Origin of the sequence: Cupriavidus sp. YAF13, assembly GCF_052113425.1 — a bacterium.
GTDB lineage: Bacteria > Pseudomonadota > Gammaproteobacteria > Burkholderiales > Burkholderiaceae > Cupriavidus.
The window spans coordinates 49,037-68,971 of sequence record NZ_JBFRDD010000040.1 but is presented as its reverse complement, the minus strand read 5'-3'; the positions used below and the strand labels follow the sequence as shown (position 1 = coordinate 68,971).

The 19,935-nt window shown below is 65.5% G+C and carries 11 protein-coding genes; 9 read left to right on the top strand and 2 right to left on the bottom strand.

The features are described 5' to 3' along the window. Positions 1-121 precede the first annotated feature (121 nt). From AB4061_RS27980 to AB4061_RS27970, 3 genes are read left to right on the top strand one after another with little or no spacing between them, the layout of a single operon-like run. Positions 122-1,690 (top strand): pyridoxal phosphate-dependent decarboxylase family protein, encoded by a 1,569-nt coding sequence (locus tag AB4061_RS27980; protein WP_441639501.1) that lies wholly within the window; start codon positions 122-124, stop codon positions 1,688-1,690. Then, positions 1,687-2,964 carry an ATP-grasp domain-containing protein gene (locus tag AB4061_RS27975; RefSeq protein ID WP_441639500.1) on the top strand — a complete coding sequence of 426 codons (1,278 nt, stop codon included), beginning with the start codon at positions 1,687-1,689 and terminating at the stop codon, positions 2,962-2,964. Before AB4061_RS27980 ends, AB4061_RS27975 begins: the two co-directional genes overlap by 4 nt. Beyond that, positions 2,942-4,552, top strand: a complete 1,611-nt coding sequence (locus AB4061_RS27970) for a hypothetical protein (protein ID WP_441639499.1) — start codon at positions 2,942-2,944, stop codon at positions 4,550-4,552. The genes AB4061_RS27975 and AB4061_RS27970 overlap by 23 nt, the downstream gene beginning before the upstream one ends. 186 nt (positions 4,553-4,738) lie before the next feature. Here the strand turns inward: AB4061_RS27970 and AB4061_RS27965 are convergent, their stop codons facing one another. Next, positions 4,739-5,578, bottom strand: coding sequence for a tetratricopeptide repeat protein (locus AB4061_RS27965; protein WP_441639498.1), 840 nt, complete (start codon positions 5,576-5,578; stop codon positions 4,739-4,741). 928 nt (positions 5,579-6,506) lie between these two features. On the opposite strand from AB4061_RS27965, the gene AB4061_RS27960 reads away from it, so the two are divergent. The 3 genes from AB4061_RS27960 (at position 6,507) to AB4061_RS27950 (ending at position 12,423) form a co-directional block, all read left to right on the top strand. Then, complete coding sequence (locus AB4061_RS27960) at positions 6,507-8,108, top strand: methyl-accepting chemotaxis protein (RefSeq protein ID WP_441639497.1); 1,602 nt, start codon at positions 6,507-6,509, stop codon at positions 8,106-8,108. Between the two features lie 374 nt (positions 8,109-8,482). Next, positions 8,483-9,085, top strand: a complete 603-nt coding sequence (locus AB4061_RS27955) for a response regulator transcription factor (protein WP_441639496.1) — start codon at positions 8,483-8,485, stop codon at positions 9,083-9,085. 140 nt (positions 9,086-9,225) lie between these two features. Beyond that, positions 9,226-12,423, top strand: coding sequence for a response regulator (locus tag AB4061_RS27950; RefSeq protein WP_441639495.1), 3,198 nt, complete (start codon positions 9,226-9,228; stop codon positions 12,421-12,423). Between the two features lie 179 nt (positions 12,424-12,602). On the opposite strand, the gene AB4061_RS27945 is transcribed toward AB4061_RS27950, so the two are convergent. Continuing rightward, positions 12,603-13,022, bottom strand: a complete 420-nt coding sequence (locus AB4061_RS27945) for a hypothetical protein (protein WP_441639494.1) — start codon at positions 13,020-13,022, stop codon at positions 12,603-12,605. A 658-nt stretch (positions 13,023-13,680) separates the two neighbouring features. Between AB4061_RS27945 and AB4061_RS27940 the strand changes: the two genes are divergently transcribed. The 3 genes from AB4061_RS27940 to ada all read left to right on the top strand — a co-directional run bounded on the left by AB4061_RS27940 (position 13,681) and on the right by ada (position 19,931). Next, positions 13,681-14,859, top strand: coding sequence for an HD domain-containing phosphohydrolase (locus AB4061_RS27940; RefSeq protein WP_441639493.1), 1,179 nt, complete (start codon positions 13,681-13,683; stop codon positions 14,857-14,859). 2 nt (positions 14,860-14,861) lie between these two features. Continuing rightward, positions 14,862-18,704 carry a response regulator gene (locus AB4061_RS27935; protein ID WP_441639492.1) on the top strand — a complete coding sequence of 1,281 codons (3,843 nt, stop codon included), beginning with the start codon at positions 14,862-14,864 and terminating at the stop codon, positions 18,702-18,704. 177 nt (positions 18,705-18,881) lie between these two features. After that, positions 18,882-19,931, top strand: coding sequence for a bifunctional DNA-binding transcriptional regulator/O6-methylguanine-DNA methyltransferase Ada (ada, locus tag AB4061_RS27930; protein WP_441639510.1), 1,050 nt, complete (start codon positions 18,882-18,884; stop codon positions 19,929-19,931). Positions 19,932-19,935: the final 4 nt, after the last annotated feature.

The following is a 19,935-nucleotide window of genomic DNA, read 5'->3' as shown; positions in this document are numbered from 1 at the left end:
GCCGTACTCGACCAAATGCCCGGCTGGCCCAGCGCTATGATCCCCGGCACGATGTCCCGGAAACCAGGTCGCGAACCGCACCTCCCTTGGGGACGCAGCGTTTTCCGGATCGCCATTAGCCATGTCAACGTCAACCACCCAGGGCAGCTGGCAGCCAGTCCCCACTAGTCTCGATCCCGTCGACTGGAGCGCGCTGAGGGCGCAGGGGCACAGCATGCTCGACGATATGCTGGACCACCTCCAGGGCATCCGCGCCCGCCCGGTCTGGCAGCCGATACCCGACGCGGTGCGCGCCAGCTTCCGCGAGCCGCTGCCCCGCGAGGGCAGCGGGCTGGACCAGGTGCATGAGACCTTCATGGACAGCATCCTGCCGTTTGCCGTGGGCAATGCGCATCCCGGCTTCATGGGCTGGGTGCACGGCGGCGGCACGCCGGTCGGGATGCTGGCGGAAATGCTGGCGGCCGGGCTCAATGCCAACCTGGGTGGGCGCGACCATATCCCGGTCGAGGTGGAGTGGCAGGTGCTGCGCTGGGTGATCGAGCTGTTCGGCTTTCCCGAGGATGCCAGCGGCTTGTTCCTGACCGGCTCCTCCATGGCCAACCTGTCCGGCGTGCTGGTCGCCCGGACCCGGGCGCTCGGCTCGGGGGTGCGGTCAACCGGCATGGCGCAGGCTTCGCGGCGCCTGACGGCTTACACCTCCACCCGGGCGCATGGCTGTATTGCCCAAGGCATGGACCTGGCCGGCCTCGGCAAGGACAATCTGCGCTCGATTCCCGTTGACGAGATGGGGCGCATGGATATGGCGTGCCTTGTCGCTGCCATTGCCCTCGATCGCGCTGCCGGCTTCCAGCCATTTCTCGTGGTGGGCACCGCCGGCACCGTGGATACCGGCGCCATCGACGACCTGGCCGAAATCGCGCACATTGCCCGCCGGGAGCAACTGCATTTTCATGTCGACGGTGCCTTTGGCGCCCTGGCCATGCTGTGCCCCCAACTGGCGCCACGCCTGCGCGGCATCGAGCAGGCGGACTCGATCGCCTTCGATTTTCACAAATGGCTGCAGGTCCCCTATGACGCCGGCTTCTTTGTGGTCCGGGACCGGCAATTGCACCTGCGCACCTTTGCCACGCACGAGGGCACGTACCTCAGCCGCGGCGAGCGCGGCATGGCGGCCGGCTCCCCCTGGCCCTGCGATTTCGGGCCGGACCTGTCGCGCGGCTTCCGCGCGCTGAAGACCTGGTTCACGATCAAGGTCTATGGCACCGAGCGGCTGGGCGGCATGATCGCCCACACCTGCACCCTGGCGCAGGAACTCGCGCGGCGCATCGAGTCCGAGCCGGAGCTTGAGCTGCTGGCGCCGGTATCGCTCAACATCGTTTGCTTCCGCTTTATCGGCGCCGATGCCGATGCCGATGCCGATGCCGATGCCGATGCGAGCGGCGCCATCGAGCAGGTCAACCGCGATCTTGTTGTCGCCCTGCAGGAATCCGGCCTCGCCGCGCCCTCGTCGACCGTGCTCGACGGGCGCTTTGCGATCCGGGTCGCTCTGTTCAATCATCGCAGCGGGCCGCAGGATATCGATGTCCTGCTGAACGCCACTCTGGCGCTTGGCCGGTCGCTGAGCGCCAAATCACCCGTACCCGTACCCGTACCCGTACCCGTTCCCGAAGCCAGCGGCCTACCACAATGAACGCAATCCTTGATCCCGCCAACATGACGCCGGCCCCTGACACACTGATCGGCCTGCGCCACCTGCTGCGGGCAGCCCATCAGAACGAGGACCTGCGCCCGCTCGGCGCCGAGCTGATCAACCACCTGCAGTCGCAGCCGGACGACGCCAATGCGTTGATGGATCTCTCGCTGGTCCTGCAGCTCATCGGCGATCACGCGCTGGCCATGACCATGCAGGCCGAGGCGCTGCAGGTGCGCCAGCTCTATCACTTGCCGACCCTGCGCAATGGCGAAGCCCGCCTGCGCGTGCTGGCCATCATGGTGTCGGGCGACCTGATGGCCAACACGCCGCTGGAGTGCTTGCTGGGCAATTCCGACGTGGCGCTCGATGCGCTCTACGTCACGCCGGAAAACCCGCTGCCGCAGGCCGTGCCGGAGCACGACGTGCTGTTCATCGCCGTGGGCGAATCCGACCGCACCCAGCCCGTGCTGGAGCACCTGCGCGCGCTGGCGGCAATCTGGCCGCGCCCGGTACTGAACCAGCCGGATCGCCTGCAACAGCTCTCGCGCGACCGGGCGGCATCGTTGCTGGCCTCGGCGCCGGGCGTGTGCATGCCGCCCACGCTGCGCGTGGATCGCCAGGTACTGGCCGGCATCGCCAGCGGGCAGGCAGCGATCTCGTCGGTGCTGGGCGAGGGCGCTTTCCCGATCATCGTCAGGCCCCTCGGCTCGCATGCCGGCAAGGGCCTGGAGAAGATCGGCGACGCGGCCGAACTCGCCGGCTACCTGGCGCAGACGGATGAGCCGGCTTTCTATGTCTCTTACTTCATCGATTACCGGAACGATGACGGCCAGTTCCGCAAATACCGGCTGGTGCTGATCGAAGGGCGCGCGTATGTGTGCCACGTCGGCATCTCCGAGCACTGGATGATTCACTATCTCAATGCCGGCATGGCCGAGAGCGCGGCCAAGCGGGATGAAGAAGCGGCCATCATGCGCGACTTCGACGACACCTTCGCGCTGCGCCACAAGGATGCCCTCGCTCTGATCCAGGAGCGGCTGGGCCTTGACTACGTGGGCCTGGATTGCGCCGAGACGCCGGATGGTGCGTTGCTGGTGTTCGAGGCCGACACGGCGATGGTGGTGCACGATATCGATCCGGTCGACCTCTTCCCGTACAAGCAGCCGCAGATGCACAAGATCTTCGCGGCGTTCCGGACCATGCTGATCAACGCAATCCAGGCCCATGCCGACCGCGTGGACGCGCACGATGCCGCTGCCATCGACGGCTGACCTGCTGGTCAGCGGCGGGGACCACCGCATTGCGCTGGATCCGGCGACCGGCCGTAACAAGTACGGTTGCCAGCCGCTCGCCTCAACGGGGCTGGTTCCCTTTGGCTCCTCCACGTCCTCGGGGATCTCTCCCGCCGCCTTCGCCGTGGTGGACGCGCTGCGCAACCGGCTAGCCGCGGCGCTGCCGCACCAGAGCGCGGCCGAGCTGTATTGCCGCGAGCTGGAACGGCTGCGCGGCGAGTTGCTGGCGCTGTGCGGCATTGGCGATGCGCTTGGCACCGGGCTTGTCTTTTCGGCTTCCGGCACCGATGTGCACCTGCTCGCGGCACGCGTTGCCGCGCGGGTGGCGGCCAATGGGGCCGGCAGCGATGCGGGCAATGCGGGCAATGCGGGGAATGTGGGCGGTGGGGGCATTCCGGGCCGGCCCCTGGTGATCCTGGCCGGCGAGGCCGAGAGCGGCAGCGGCGTGGCCGCCGCGCTCGCCGGGCGCCACTTCAGCACGTACAACGCACTGGGCCGTACCACCATCCCGGGCGAGTCCCTGAACCAGGCCTGCGCCAGCGACGTCCTTGATGTGCCGATCCGCAACGCGGACGGCAGCCTGCGGGATGCAAACGTGGTCGATGCGCAAATCGATGCGCTCGTCAGCCAGGCTGTGCAAGACGGGCGCCAGGTGCTGCTGGTGCTGATCGACGTCTCCAAGACCGGATGCATTGCGCCGAGCATTGCGTGCGTGACGGCGCTGCATCGCCGCTGGCCCTCGGCGGTGCAGGTCCTGGTCGACGCCTGCCAGTTCCGCATTGAGCCGGGTACGCTCCAGGCCTACCTGCGCAACGGCTGCATGGTGGCGCTGACCGGCTCCAAGTTTGTGACCGGGCCCTCGTTTTCCGGCGCCTTGCTGCTGCCAGCGGCAATCGGCAAGACGCTGCGCGAGCGCGGCGTTCCGGCGGAGCTGCGCCTGTATTCCGCGCGCGAGGAATGGCCGCAAGGCTGGGCAAGCGCGCAGGCGCTCGGCAGTTATGCGAACTTTGGCCTGCTGCTGCGCTGGCAGGCCGCGATCCACGAGCTGCGCGAATTCCTCGCGGTGCCGGCCGAGCAAGCCGTTGGCATTCTGCGGCGTTTTGCCAGTGCCATCCAGCAAAGGCTGGGCAGCGATCCCGCCTTTGCCGCGCTGGCGGTGCCGGCGCTGGACCGCACCGCGCTGAACACGCCATCCCACTGGGACGAGATCCAGACCATTCACCCCTTCCTGCTGTACCGGTGCCAGCCGGGGGGCGGCAGGGCTGCGCTCAGCCGGGAGGAGACGGCCGCCATCTTTTGCCGGGTCCAGGCGCCGGGGAGCGCCGACGCAGGCGTGGCCTACCAGCTTGGCCAGCCTGTGGACAGCGGCCACCGGGCAGGTGTCCCGGTCAGCGCCTTGCGGCTGTGCATGAGCGCCAGGCTGGTAGTCCAGGCAGCGCGGGACCTGGATCAGGAGCGGCATCTCATCGGCCAGGCGCTGGCATGCCTGGATATGGTTTCCGCCCTTGTGCACACCCCCACGCGCAGCGCTGGCGTTGCGCCGGTGCTGGATACCGCCTTTTCATAAGGTTCATCCGATTTTCGTGCGGGTCGCTTCGTAGGTGGCGAAATGGCAGGAGACGGTTTCGCATCTCCGCACGCGGGTATCCTGCGCTAGCGAGTGGATTGGTGCACGCCAGGTCCTTAAGACGTTGATGCAGAGACCATTCGACGATGGTCGATGGTCGATGGTCTGCTGCGGCTCATCCTCCGTTCATGGCATTGTCGTCGTGAGGTCTTGTCCCACCTTCCACTCGCGCGCCAGCCGCTCAGACTCGGCCCGCTGTTTGGCACTCAGTTCCGCGGCCATCCCGGTGCGCAACGCCATGTCTTCCGAACCCGGCTTGGCCTCGCGGGTCGACAGCAGCACCCAGGCGTAGGCCAGCACCATGTTGCGCGCCACGCCGAAGCCATTCTCGTAGGCGGCCGCCAGGTTATTCTGGCCGGTGGCATGCCCTTGCATGGCGGACTTGCGCAGCCATTCCACACCTTCGCGCTTGTTGCTCAGGACCACGCCTTCGCCTTTGATCAACATGCCGCCCAGGTTCGCTTGCGCGTCCGCAAGGCCCTGCACGGCCGCCTTGCGCAGCCATTTGACCGTCTCGCGATCATCCACCGGCCCACCTTCTCCGAAGTGGTACTGGAGCGCCAGGTTGTACTGGGCCGGCCCGTAGCCTTGCTCGGCCGCCAGGCGGAACCAGCGCCTCGCCTGCGCAAAATCCTTGGGCACGCCGTCGCCCGACGAATAGAGATTGCCAAGCTCATTGCGCGAATCCGCGTCGCCCTGCTCGGCGGCTTTGCGCAGCCAAGCCACGCCCGCCTTCATGTCCTCCTTGACACAGGCGCCGCGAATATAGGCAATGCCCAGATGGCCCTGGGCCGCGGCCACGCCAGCTTTGGCGCGCGCTTGCAAGGTGGTGGCGGCGGGCTCGCACTTGCCACCGATCATCGCCGCGTACAGGTCCTCGGCCTCTCCAGCCCAGACGCTGCCCGCAGCCATGGATATGGCGGCGAGTCCGAGCGTCAAGGTACGGCGTGTGTCGTTTTGCTTCATTTCGGTTCTCGGTAAAACAGGGCGCCAGCTTACTGGTGGCATGCCGTCAATAGACTAGGACAAGTCCTAAAATGCAAGCGTCGGCCGCGCCGGGCGCTGCACCCGTCGCCAACCGGTTGCCAGCCGGTCGCTTCGAGCGGATTCAACCGTCATGCCCGGGCCTGTCACCGCGCCGATATCAATGCGTCCGGACAGCGAGATGACTTTCAGAACAACTACCTGACGAAGTCGGTAAATCCCAGATCGGATGGCGCATATCGGTGCCATCCTCGATGGATACCGCGCCGGCTAATTGGATCGGTACGAGAGAGATTGCGGTGATCACGGAATTCGCCGCCCAAGCGATGCCTTATTGTAAGATAAATCTTCTAAATTTAAGATTTATACCAAAAATGATGATCTCTGCCAGGATGTAGCAAGGCGTGGCGATGCTGAACCGCACAAATAAATGCCCGGCTAGCTAGCCACCATATGGCCTGAGCAGTGGCAGGGGCTCGCCAACCGCAAAGGGAACGCTCGCAAGGCATGCCAGGAGGTGATTGGCAAACTCACGCGGACGAGCACCCTGAGTCCGTATTTCCGCGCGCTCATCCTTGGTTCATCAAGAAAAGCGCTAATGCTCTCCGGTTCCAAAGCGGCCCTGGCGCTACTTGCACCAAATCCCATAAAACCTGTCCCCCCTCCAGGAGGGGGGAAATCTTCCGATTTCCTGCCGTTAGCCATTCTGCAGCGTGGTTCCGTATGCTCTCGGAATTGTGCTGCTTAGAGCATAACAAGATGGCGCGACGCGAAGACGATCGCCCGGATCATCACAAATAGGAAAGGCGGGAACGGGATTGCAGCGCAACGGTTCGCATTGGCGATTCAAGCCATGACTCACGGGCCATTCCGCAGCGCCAACGTCCCTATGGGACAAGGGGATCAAATCGTGCATTTCAACAGCCTGACCATCAAGGGCAAGCTCCTGCTGAGCTTTAGCCTGCTAGCCATCATCGCGCTATCCATTTCCGCTTTGTCGCTACGCGCGCTGAGCCAGACCACGGACGGCTTTTCCAGCTACCTGCATGGCATCAACGCGCGCGCCGAAGTTGCCGCGCAGGTGCGGACCGCTGTCGACCGGCGCGCTATCGCGGCGCGCAACCTGGTGCTTGTCACCCGCCCCGAGGACCTGGCCCTGGAGAAGGCAGCAGCATTGCGCGCGCATGAAGATGTGCAAGCGCAGCTGGCAAAGCTCAAGGACATGGTGTCGGGCACCAGCGACGCCAGTGACACCGCACGCAACCTGGTGCGCGAGATCGACCGCGTGGAGTCGCGCTATGGTCCCGTGGCCATCGCCATCGTCGACCTCGCGCTTGCTGCCAAGCGCGACGAGGCCACCCTCAAGATGAACGACGAATGCCGCCCCTTGCTGGGGGCGCTGGTCAAGGCGACCGACGCCTATACCGAGTTCACCAAAGGCCGCCAGGTCGATACGGTGCACAAGCTGGAGGAGGACTACGCCGCGCAGCGCGACCTGCTGATCGTCATGTCCATGGCTGCCGTGGTGCTTGCCGCGGTGGGCGGCCTGCTGATCACGCGCTCCATCACCCGGCCCATGCAAACGGCCGTGGACGTGGCGCAAACGGTAGCGCGCGGCGATCTGGGCAGCCAGATTGCCGTGGTGGCACGAGACGAGACCGGCCGCCTGCTGTCGGCCCTGCGCGACATGAACGAGCGCCTGACGCAGATCGTTTCCCGCGTGCGCCAGAGCAGCGCAAGCATCGCCGGGGCGTCGGCGGAGATCGCCGCGGGCAATGCGGACCTGAGCCAGCGCACCGAAGAGCAAGCGGCCTCGCTCGAGGAAACCGCCGCCAGCATGGAAGAACTGACCACCACGGTGCGCCTGAGCAGCGAGAACGCACGGCAAGCCAACGAACTGGCCCGGGAGGCTGCCGATATCGCGCAGAGCGGCAGCACGGCGGTTGGCCGCGTCGTCGATACGATGCAGGGCATCAGCGCCAGCTCCTCCAAGATTGCCGACATCACCGGCATGATCGAAGGCATCGCCTTCCAGACCAATATCCTGGCGCTCAACGCCGCGGTGGAAGCTGCCCGCGCCGGTGAGCAAGGCCGCGGCTTTGCCGTGGTGGCCAGCGAGGTGCGCAGCCTCGCGCAGCGCTCGTCAAGCGCCGCCAAGGAGATCAAGGAACTGATCGCGGGCTCTCTCCAGCAGATCCAGGATGGCTCCACGCTGGCGGGCGAAGCCGGGCAGACCATGAATTCGGTGACCAAGGCGGTCGCGCGTGTGAGCAGCATCGTGGAAGACATTGCCAGCGCGTCGATGGAACAAAGCCGCGGCATCGAGCAGGTGAACCAGGCGATCTCGCAGATGGACCAGGTGACCCAGCAGAACGCTGCCATGGTGGAACAAGCCGCCAGCGCATCCCGCGCGCTGCAGGAACAGGGCCAGGAGCTCAACGAGGTGGTGGCGTTCTTCCGCCTGCCCGGGTCCGGTGCCCCGGCGTCATCCCGGGTGCCGCTGGCACATTGAAAAACGTGATTCTTATGCTGGCTCACAGTCATTGAATTTCATCGTAATGCCCGCTCCTCATCATAGGGCGGAGGCCAAGGCAGCACATTCCACCGCGCCGCACGCCGGGGTAGATTGCGCTATTCAGCCTCCTGACAAATCGAAGCGCCGGAATTGAGATGTCTTCGGTTTCGTTCTTTGCCAGCTACATCGGGGATTACCCAATTTCAACTTCGCCATCATGATGGCCTACTGTGCCGGTGGGTGTCGGGCTTCTCAGGTGCCCCATTGGCCGCATCGGCGCCATGGGTCCGCCTGGCCGCATCGCACAGTATGTGAACGTGCCGGCAGGCCGACATCCGGTCGCAGGGAGCCAGGAATTGGAGACGTAGGCTGTGGCAGTTGAACGACCCGTAATTTATTTAGTCGACGACGATGACATTGTGCTCTGGACATACCATGAGTTGCTTCGTGGCCTTGGCACGGATATCAGGACATTTGTTTCCGCTCGCGATTTTGTCGAATCGTACCGGCCGGCGCCGGTTGAATGCCTGGTCTGCGATCTGCGCATGCCGGGGATGTGCGGCCTGCAGGTGCAGAGCGAGTTGGCCGGCATGGGCGTTCTTCCGCCTACCATCTTTGTTTCCGCTTACTCCGAGGTCTCTTCGGTGGTCAAGGCGATCAAGGCGGGCGCGCTCGATTTTCTGGAGAAGCCCGTCGATGGCGCCATGCTGGTACAAAAGGTGCGAGGCGCRCTGGAACGCAGCCGCCAGATGTTCGCGCAGAGGCTGGCCTCGGCCGACAAAAGCACCCGGCTTGCACTCCTGACCCCGAAGGAGCGCGTCGTTGCCTGGCATGTCACGACTGGCAAGACCAGCAAAGCGATTGCCATGGAACTGGGAATCAGCGTGCGCACCGTGGAAAATCACCGGGCGCACTTGATGGAGAAACTGCAGGTCAAATCCGCGATTGAATTGACAACGCTGCTGCTCGATTGACCCATCCTGATTGACCCATCCTGCCAGGCCGCCAATGAAATAGAAGTCGCGAAAGCCAGAAATCAAGGGCCCGTCAGCTGCCGGCACGGGGCAGGAACGCTGCCGCCGCTTTTATGCTTCGCGACTCGTCGCAGGAAATCATGATCAAGCGTTACTTCAGGAGTCTGCGAGGGACAGGCGGGAGAGAGGTCCGCCAAAATCTCGTCATGACGGCGGTCGCCGTCGCGCTGCTGCTGGTCTTGAGCCACGAGGTGCTCCGGGGCCTCGAAAAGCAATTTCACCGGAGTGCCGAAAGCCGCCTGAAAGCCGTGCTGCAGGCGATATCGGACCTGGACCGGACGATGGGAGAGGATTCGGCGGCGCGAGTCGGGACCATTGCCGAGAACCCCGCCCTGATAAAACTGGTGAAACGTATCCTGGCCGATCCCGGCCGGGCCGATCTGCTGGCTGAATTCGATCAGTGGATCCTGCCGATCTACAGGAGCCGGGGCTTCGACGGTTATGCCCTGATCCGGGCGGACCATGCCGTTCTCGCGACGAGCAGCCCGCGCTATGCCCACTTCTCCAACTTGACCGAGCAGACCGTACGCACGTTGCGGGGGGCGCAGGCGCTCGGCGTTGCCATCTCGCGGCCCACTGTCTCGACGCTGCCGCTCATGGTTCAGGGCGTCGAACAGCCCGCCGGGATGTTCTATCAGCTTGCGTGCGCGCGCATCGATGCGGATGGACGGGTCGCTGGCTTCCTGTGCCTGCGTATCAATCCCTACGTGAGGCTGTTCAAGATTCTCAAGGCGGGCCGGATAGGCGAAACGGGCGAGGCTTACGTGATCGATTCCTCTGCCCGCATTCTCTCCCCGATCCGCGCCTCGGAGCGCGAGGGCGCGCCCGATCGTACGCGGCGGGACGTCGCTGAGGCGCTATGGGCGAGAGTGCCCGGCAACCGGCCTGCCGCCGATCCGCCGGTGCGCGGCCGCCCCGGCGATGCCCCGACGAAACTTGCGTTGCAACTGCTGATGGATAGAGGCAAGGAGGCGGTGGACGCCGAGGGCTATGACGGCTACGACGGACACAAGGTCATCGGGGCTAGCCGATGGTTGGCTGACCAGGACATGGGGCTGGTCGTCGAGCTGCAGGTTGACGAAGCTTATCAGTCCTACTTCCTGGTTCGCACGGCGATCGTGGGTCTTACCGCGATCGCGATCGGTCTGATCCTTGCGCTGGCGGCATTCCAGTGGCGCGCGCGCCGCGGCGTGCGCGAGAACGAGGAGCGCATGCGCGCATTCCGCCAGCATGTGCCGACCGGGCTGGCCTACATGAGCCCCGAGGGCGTGGGCATCATGGCCAATCGCGCTTATGAGGAAGGCCTCGGGGTGGCGCCAGGCGTTACCGTGGGATGCCGCGTCTGGGACATCATCCCGAATCGCCGCATCGCACAGATCAGCCGCGCTATGCACGAGCTGGTACTGGCCAGCGGACTACCCCAAAACCAGGTGCATACGACCAGCCCGCGGGACGGCGAAGAGCGCATCTTCCGCGTGGTCAAGTTCCCGGTGCGCGGGCCTGACGACGCGGGCATCATCGGCGTCGGTACCGTGGTCGCCGATATCACCGAGCAGGAGCGCACCCGGCAGGCCCTGGAGGTGCTGACCAACACGCTGGAAGCACGCGTCGAAGAGCGAACGCAGCAGTTGACGGCAGCCCGCGAGGCGGCGGAATCGGCCGCACGCGTCAAGGCGAAGTTCCTGGCCAATATGAGCCACGAGATCAGGACGCCGCTCAATGCCATCATCGGCATGTCGTATCTGGCGCTGGACCCGCTCAACCGCGAACGCGCGGACAAGCTGGAGCGCTATCTGGTGCGCATCGGCGCATCCGCCGGGCACTTGCTGGGGATCGTCAACGATATCCTGGATTTCTCGAAGATCGAGGCGGAAAAGCTCACCATCGACGCGCGCGAGTTCTACCTGTCTGAACTGCTGGATCGTGTCACTGGCCTGTTCTGGGAAACGGCGGAAGCGAAAGGCATCATGATGTCCATTTCCACGTCTCCCGCGATTCCGCTTCGGCTTGTCGGCGATCCGCTGCGGGTCGGGCAGATCCTGATCAATTTCCTGAGCAATGCGCTGAAGTTCACGGATCGCGGCGAGGTCTCCCTCCGAGTCAGGGAGACGCTCAACCGCGGCAGCCATATCGGCTTGTGTTTCGAGGTCGAAGACACGGGCGTGGGCATTGCTCCGGATGCGTTGCCCGAGCTTTTCACGCCGTTCCAGCAACTGGATAGCGCGATGAACCGCCGCTTCGAAGGCACGGGGCTAGGGCTCGTGATCAGCAAGAAGCTGGCGGAGCTCATGGGCGGGCGCGTCTTCGCGCGGAGCCAGGCTGGCGTGGGAAGCCTCTTCTCGTTCGAGGTGTCGCTGGAGATGGCGGGAGCGGACCGGGCGGCCGCTCCGGGCGCCAAGCTTTCGCATACGGCCATGGCACCGTCGGATTGCAGCTCTCTCGCCGGGCCGGCATGGCAGGCGTTGCACGGGCGCAGGGTGCTGCTGGTCGAAGACAATCCGATCAATCAGGAGGTCGCGCGGGATCTTCTCGAACTGGCGGGCATGGACGTGCATGTTGCCGGCGACGGTCAGCGGGCGCTGGTGGCGCTCAAGGAACACGCATTCGATATCGTGCTGATGGACATCCATATGCCGGGCATGGACGGTATCGAGACCACCGGCGCGATTCGCCACGGGCTGGGTCTTCATGCCCTGCCGGTGCTGGCGCTGACGGCGGACGCGATGTCGGCGGACCGCATCCGCTGCATCAAGGGCGGGATGAACGATCACATTTCAAAGCCGATTGACGCACAGGCGATGTTCCGCACCATTGCGGCATGGCTGCCGCCCGACGCCGCGCCATCGGGCGCGGCTCGCAGCCCGGCTGGCGCGGGAACGGCGATGGCGGCGCAGGCGAGGCCACAGGCGTTGGCGGTGACGCAGGCCCTGAAGGGCGTACCGGGACTGGATGCCGCCGCGGGGATCAAGCTCTTGTTCGGCCGCGAGGATATTTACATCAATCTGGCCAGGCGCGTATGCGCCGAACGCGCGGACGTGGTAACGCGGATCCATGAGGCCATCGGGGCTGGCGACTTTGGCCAGGCAAGCCTGCATGTCCATGGCATGAAGGCCGTGCTCGGCATGCTTGGGGCAGCCGAGCTCGCGCAGGCATGTTCGGTGCTGGACCGTGGCTTGCAGGATGACCGGGCGGATGCCGTGGCGCTCTCCACGCTGGCCCGGGACTTCCCGGCGCTGATCGCCAACCTGCGCTCCGCGTGCGCCGTGGGCGCGGTATAAAAAGAGTCCAGAGCCATCCCGGCGCGTGAATCTGGCGCTTCATCCGCAGGAGGGGACACAGGGGAGTGCTGTTTCCCTGCAAGAATCGGCCATGCTGGTAAGCCTCACACGCCAGGCACGCTCTGGACCGGAAAAAAGGGGGGGCGGCCGTGACATCGTGCCCCGGAGTCGCCAACGTTTCAGCGGCTCTCCACACCGACCGGGGCAGCGCACAGGTCGAGTCCGGTGGACAGCAACCTGAGCGACCACAGTTCAGCCTGCGTGAATGCGCCGTCGATCGTCACCCATGGGTAGCGGACACCGGAGATCGTGTTCTCGAAGGCGATCAATGTCGCGTCGCTGTCGACCGCGCAAACGAAGCGCCGGATGCCGATCCTCGGATGCCGTACCTCATAGCGCGCGCGATGTTGGAGCCGGAACTCGTTCTTGCCTTCCCGGGTCACGATCCATATCGCGTGCTCCGGCGGCCCGGGCGCCAGCGCATTGAGCACGCCGCTTAACCAGTCGTCATACGCCAGCGAGGTTTCGCCGCTGCCCACCGCCGTCATCCACTGGTCGATGCGCAGGGTATGGCGAACAGTTTGTTGATGCGTTTCCATGCCTCATGATGGCTTGGCGACGGCTGCCGCGAAAGAGTGGAATTACTCAGGTCGCGCACCCGGTATTCGCTTCCGTTGCCAGGGGGAGAAATGGGGGAGGAGGAGAGTATTTTTACTCTTTCCGGTCCAGCGGGAACTCGTGACAATGCGGCCGTTGCTTCGATTCAGCGAAAGACGGGCCTCGATGCCTGCATGGACTCGCTGTTGGCCGGGCAACATGCCGGTTTGGCACATGGCGTGTGGCGGTGCCGGCAATGCGGACACGTCTTTTGACGTAGTCGGCGTGCATTGAAGCGATTGCGGGGGTGTCAGTGTCAATGCCATGCGACCGATGTCCGTTTCTCTTGGGAAAGCCCACCTCGGTGGGCTTTTTTTTTGCCACGCCGCCCGGAGTGGGGTTAACGGCAGCGGATGCCAATACTTGATCCCCTCCGCAAGAGGGGGCTGAATTGCGGCGCGAGATGGCCGTTATGGCAAGACAGGGGCCGGGACGCCTGGGGTTGTTGCGTCCCGTGCAATCTGTGGCCAAGTCCGGGCGAAAAGCGAACCGGTGCGAGTAATCCGCTATGTCAACGCAATATGACGGCATGTCTTTCGAAGCGCGCCGGAAACGCCGTCTTGTTGCCTGCCCGGCAAGTATCCCGACCTGAATCTCCCCATGCGCTCTGATAATGCCGACGCCCAGCCCACGATTCTTGTGGTGGATGATCTTCCAGAAAACATCGCGATGATGGCCGCGTTGCTTCAGGATCGCTATCGGGTGAAGGTGGCGACCTCGGGCAGCGCGGCGGTGCGCATCGCTACGGCGGCGCCGCCAAGCCTGATCTTGCTTGACGTGATGATGCCGGACATGGATGGCTACGAAGCGTGCCGGCAGCTCAAGGCGAACCCGGCCACGATGGACGTGCCGGTAATCTTCCTGACGTCCCGTACCGGTGAGCACGACGAGACGCRCGGGTTCCAGGTGGGCGCGGTGGACTACATCATGAAGCCGCTCAGCCCGCTGGTGATGCACGCGCGCATCGCTACCCATCTCACCCTCAAGAACGCCAGGGATTTCCTCCGGGACAAATCGGCCTACCTGGAGCAGGAGGTGCAGCGGCGGTTGCGGGAGATCTCCGTGATCCAGGACGTCACCATCATGGCCATGGCATCCCTGGCGGAGACGCGCGACAACGAAACCGGCAACCACCTGCGGCGCACCCAGCACTACGTGCGCCGCCTGGCGCAGGCGCTGCGCCACCATCCTCGCTTTTGCGAGGAGCTCAACGACGAGACCATCGAACTGCTGTTCAAATCGGCGCCGCTGCACGACATCGGCAAGGTCGGCATCCCCGATCGCATCCTGCTCAAGCCCGGCAAGCTGACCCCCGAAGAGTTCGAGGTCATGAAGACCCACACCACGCTGGGGCGGGACGCCATTGCGCATGCCGAGGCACAGTGCGGCACCCCCAACTCCTTCCTGCGCTACGCCCGCGAGATCGCGCACTATCACCAGGAGAAATGGAACGGCAGCGGCTACCCCGACGGGTTGTCGGGCGATGCGATTCCGGTCTCCGCGCGCCTGATGGCGATCGCCGATGTCTACGATGCGCTCATCAGCCGGCGCGTCTACAAGCCCGCGTTTCCCCACGAGCAGGCGGTGAGGATGATCGGCGAAGGGCGCGGCAGTCATTTCGATCCGGACATGGTGGACGCGTTCCTGGCCATCGCGCCGGAGTTCCTGGCCATTTCGCAGCGCTACGCGGACACCGACGCCGACCATGCGCGCGAGGCGGCATTGCTGGCCGCCAATGGCTATCCCGCCACGACTGCCACGACCGCTACGACGCCTTAAGCATGATCGCCGCATCTGCCTCTGCATTCCTGGCTGCCTGGCGCAGGCGGGCGGCGACGCGCGCCGGTATCCGGCGCTACACCTATCCCATGCTGCTGGTGGTGACCGTCTGCCTGCTGGCTGGCGGCGCCACCCAGCTGGTGTACGAGAACGACCGGGCCAGCCTGGGCGCGCGGGTGGAGTCGATGCTGGCGACGAACGCGCGGCTGCTGGGGCTCTGGAGCGGCGAGCAACAGCGGCGGGCCGAGCGGGTCGCGCGCCTGCCAGAGGCGCTCAGGCTCGCGCGCCCGCTGCTCTTGGCGCCGGGCCAGCCGTTGCCGGATGGCGAGGCCGTGGCCAGGTTCGAGCAATGGGTGACACCAGTCTTCCAGAGCAATGGCTACCTCGGTTATGTCCTGGCTACGCCAGACCTCAAGATCGTGGCGTCGGAGCTGCCCGGCCGCACCGGCCGCTTGCTCCTGCCGGAGCCTGCCCAGACGGCCCGGCGGGCGCTGGAAGAGGGCAGCGCGGCCTCGCCGCCCTATCCTGCCCCGGAGCGAACCCGGGACCCCTGGGGCACGCTGACGGACCTGCCGTTCCAGGTGGTGTGCGCCCGGTTGCTGGACGCGGGACGCGCCATTGGCGTGCTATGCCTGCGGCTGGATCCCGGTGCCGTGATGCTGCCGATCATTGCGGCCGGCCAGTTCGGCCGCACCGGTGAGCTCTACGCCATCGACGCCCGGGGCCGGCTGGTGTCGCCCAGCCGTTTCGGCCCGGAGCTGGAGGCCAAGGGCCGGCTGGCGCCGGGCACCGCGTCCATGCTCAATGTATGGGCACGGGTCCCTGGCCAAAGTGGCAAGGACGGGGGCAGCGCCCAGCCGGGCGGCCCGCTGACCCTGGTTGCCGAGCGCTTGCTGCGCGACCATTCCTCTGTGCTTGCCTACGACTACGCCGACTACCGTGGCCAGCGGGCCGCGGGCGCAGGCATCTGGGTCCCCGGTCTGGAGATGGGTTTGATCGTGGAGCAGGACATGGGCGAAGCGTTCGCCCCATACCTGTTTACCCGCGACGTCCTGGCGGCACTGACGGCCATCATCCTGCTGCTGATCGGCACCGCCACGTGGATCGCGCGGCGCGACGGCAGGCGCCTGGCGGAAAGCCAGGAAAGGATGCGCGCGATGCTCGAGCACTCGCCCGCCATCATGTCGCTCAAGGACCGCGGTCACGCCATGCTGGCCCTTAACCCGGCGATGCAGGCGCTGCTCGGCGCGAGCGAGAGCGAAGTCCTGGGCAGGTCCGACTGGGATTTCGGCGCCAACCCCGATGTCGCGCAGGCACGCCGGGAAATGGAGGCGCGCGTGATGTCCTCGGGCAAGGCCGAGGAGCACGTCTACGCGATGGAGACGCCCCATGGCGAGCGCCATCTCCAGGTGACGCGCTTCCCGGTGCGCAACCCGGCTACCCATGAGGTGGTGGGGGTCGGCGCGGTGGGCATCGATATCACGGAGCAGGTCGAGGCCAACCACCGGCTGACCTCGCTGTCCCAGACGCTGGAGCGCCGCGTCGAGGAACGTACGCGCGAGCTTGCCGAGACCAATGCCGAGCTGGTCGTGGCCAAGCAGGCCGCGGAGAGCGCCGCGCATGCCAAGGCCAGCTTCCTGGCCAATATGAGCCATGAGATCCGTACCCCGATGAACGCGGTGATCGGCATGGCGCATCTGGCGCTGCGCACGCGGCTCGACGACAAGCAGCGCGGCTACCTGGAAAAGATCCAGCATTCGGGCCAGCATTTGCTCGAGATCATCGATGACATCCTCGACCTGTCGAAGATCGAGGCCGGCAAGCTGGAGATCGAACGGATCGATTTTTCGCTGGAGCGGATGCTGCGCACGGTGAGCGACCTGGTGGCCGATCGGGCCGTGGCCAAGCACCTCGAGCTGATCGTCGAAGTCGCGCCGGACGTGCCGGACTCGCTGCGCGGCGATCCGCTGCGGCTGCGCCAGATCCTGATCAACTTCGCCAACAACGCGGTCAAGTTCACCCACCAGGGTGAAATCGTCATACGCGTCGAGCGCCGCGGCGCAGGGCAATGCCAGCCCCGCATCCGCTTGCGTTTCGAGGTGCGCGACACTGGTATCGGCATCGATCCCGCGATCCGCTCGCGCCTGTTCCAGAGTTTCGAGCAGGCCGACACCTCGACTACCCGGCGTTACGGCGGCAGCGGCCTGGGCCTGGCCATCTGCCGCCGTTTGGTGGAGCTGATGGGCGGCACCCTCGGGGTCGAAAGCACCCCGGGCCAGGGCAGCAGCTTCTGGTTCGAGCTGGACCTGCTGGCGGGCAAGAAGCGGCCTGCCAGCGCCATGGTCGCGCCACAGCTGGCGGGCTGCCGCCTGCTGGTGGCGGACGATCACGACTACGCCCGCCAAGTCATCATTGCCATGCTGCGCAACTTTGGCTTCCGCGTGGACGAGGCCGCCTCAGGCCGGGCCGCATTGGCAAGGATCGCCCAGGCTGACGAAGCCGCCGATCCCTACCAGGCCGTGTTCATCGACTGGAAGATGCCCGGCCTAGACGGCATCGAGACCGCTCGCCATATCGACGCCCTGCGCCTGCGCCACCCGCGCCCGCGCCGCGTCATGATTACCGCCCATGGCCGCGAGGAAGTCTTGCGCGAGGGCGAGCGATCGGGCTTTGACGCCACGTTGATCAAGCCGGTGAGCGCGTCCCTGCTGCTGGAGGCGACAGTGCGCACGCTGTCCCCGGACAATGACGCGCCACCGGAGGTGGCGGAGCCGCATTCGGCGGCGCTCGACGTCATGCCGGCGCTGCCGAGCGCGCGCGTGCTGCTGGTGGAAGACAACGACATCAACCGCGAGGTCGCGGTCCACTTGCTGCAGGCCGCGGGCATCTACCCCGATACGGCCGAGAACGGCGCCGTGGCGCTGCACCTGCTCCAGGCGGGCGCTTACGACCTGGTCCTGATGGATGTGCAGATGCCCGTGATGGACGGGTTTGAAGCCACCCGGCACATCCGCGAGCAAGAGAAGTTCGCAAGCCTGCCGGTGGTGGCGATGACGGCTAACGCGTTGCCGGAGGACCGGGCGCGCTGCCTGGCGGCCGGCATGAACGACCATATCGCCAAGCCGATCAGCCCGCCGGCCTTCTATGCCATGCTGCGCCAGTGGCTGGCGGTGCCGGGCGGCGACGACGCAGCCCCGCCAGCCGGGTCCCGGCCGGCCTGGGTGGACGCGCTGGCAAGCTCTGCGCATCTTGACGTCGGCGGCGGCCTGGGCCGTGTCAGCGGCCGCGCGGAAGTCTACCGGCAGTTGCTTGAGCGTTTTGCCAGCGGCTACGCCGACATGCCGGACCGGATCGGCGAGCGCCTGGCCCGCGGCGACCGCGACGGCGCGTTGTCGCTCGCGCACTCGCTCAAGGGCTTGGCCGCCAATCTCGGCGCCATGTCGGTCTCGCGCGCGGCGGCCACGCTGGAGGCGAGCCTGCAACTCCCTCACGTGCCTGGGCGCCCCGATCCCGCCACGCTGCTGGCCGCCTTGCGCACCACCTTCCTGCCATTGCTGGCGACCTTGCGCACGCACCTGCCAACCGGGCCCGCAGCGTTGGATGCCGGCGCGCCAGACGCGTGCGGCCCGCTTGCGGATCCCGATGTCACGCAGGAGGCCGTGCTCAAGCTTGTGCGCGAACAGCTGGAAGAGGGCGACAGCGCGGCCAATCACACCTTTGCCCGCCACCGGGACATCTTTACCCGCCTGCTGTCCGCCGAAGGCTGCGAGCGCCTGCAGGCACAGGTCGAGCGTTACGACTACGCGGCGGCGCTGGCCACGCTGGACGGCGCCGCCGCGCCCTAGGGGCGGCCTCGGCAGCCCCGGATAGCGGGAATCGCTTCGGGTACTTCGGGTCTTTGTGGCAGTGCACGCCGTGAGGCGTTTCGATCGCAAGAAACGGAGTTCTTGCGATCGAATTGAGGACTATAGTGTCCTCACACTAAGCAGTTCCTGGACGTGATCATGCATGGAGATGCCAATATGCCAGGGGCTCCTTCGCTTGATGACGAGCGATGGGCGGCCGTGGCAGCGCGAGATCCTTCGGCAGACGACAAATTTGTCTACGGAGTCAGGACGACGGGGATTTACTGTCGCCCGAGTTCCTCGGCCCGTCTCCCGAAACGGGAGAACGTCGAGTTCTTCGATTCCGCCGAAGCCGCGGAAGCCGCTGGTTACCGATCCAGCCGACGTGTCTCTTCGGACCGAAGTGCCGCGGCTGCCCAGCGTGCCGCCCTGGTCGCCGAAGCTTGCCGGCTTATCGAAGTCTCGGAGGTCCAGCCCAATCTCGAAGCTCTGGCTCTGCAAGCTGGCATGAGCATGTTTCACTTCCACCGGATATTTAAAGCCGAGACTGGTTTGACGCCGAAAGTGTACGCGAGCGCGTCCCGCGCCCGGCGGCTCCGCGAGGAACTCGCCGGTGCCGAGACCATCACGAATGCAATCTACGAGGCCGGGTTCAATTCGAACAGCCGCTTCTACGAGGCATCCGCCGGCATGCTCGGCATGTGCGCACGTGACTATCGGGATGGCGGCCAGAACGCGGTAATCCGCTTCGCTGTCGGCCAGTGCTCACTGGGTGCCATCCTGGTCGCGCAAAGCCAACGGGGCATCTGCGCGATCTTGTTGGGAGATGACCCCGACCTTCTCGTGCGTGATCTGCAGGATCTGTTCCGCAAAGCAAGTCTCGTCGGCGGCGACGCGGATTTCGAGCGATTGGTCGCGAACGTTGTTGGCTTCGTCGAGGCGCCGGCAATCGGGTTGAATCTTCCGCTCGACGTCCGAGGTACCGCGTTCCAGGAGAGGGTCTGGCAAGCGCTTCGCGAGATTCCGCCAGGTGCAACGGCCAGCTACACCGAGATCGCAGCGCGTATAGGTTCACCGAAGGCCGTGCGCGCAGTTGCCCAGGCTTGCGGCGCAAATCATATCGCGGTGGCCATTCCTTGCCATCGCGTTGTCCGGCGAGATGGCGACATCTCCGGATATCGATGGGGCGTTGCGCGCAAGCGGGAATTGCTCAAGCGCGAGGCATAGTCCC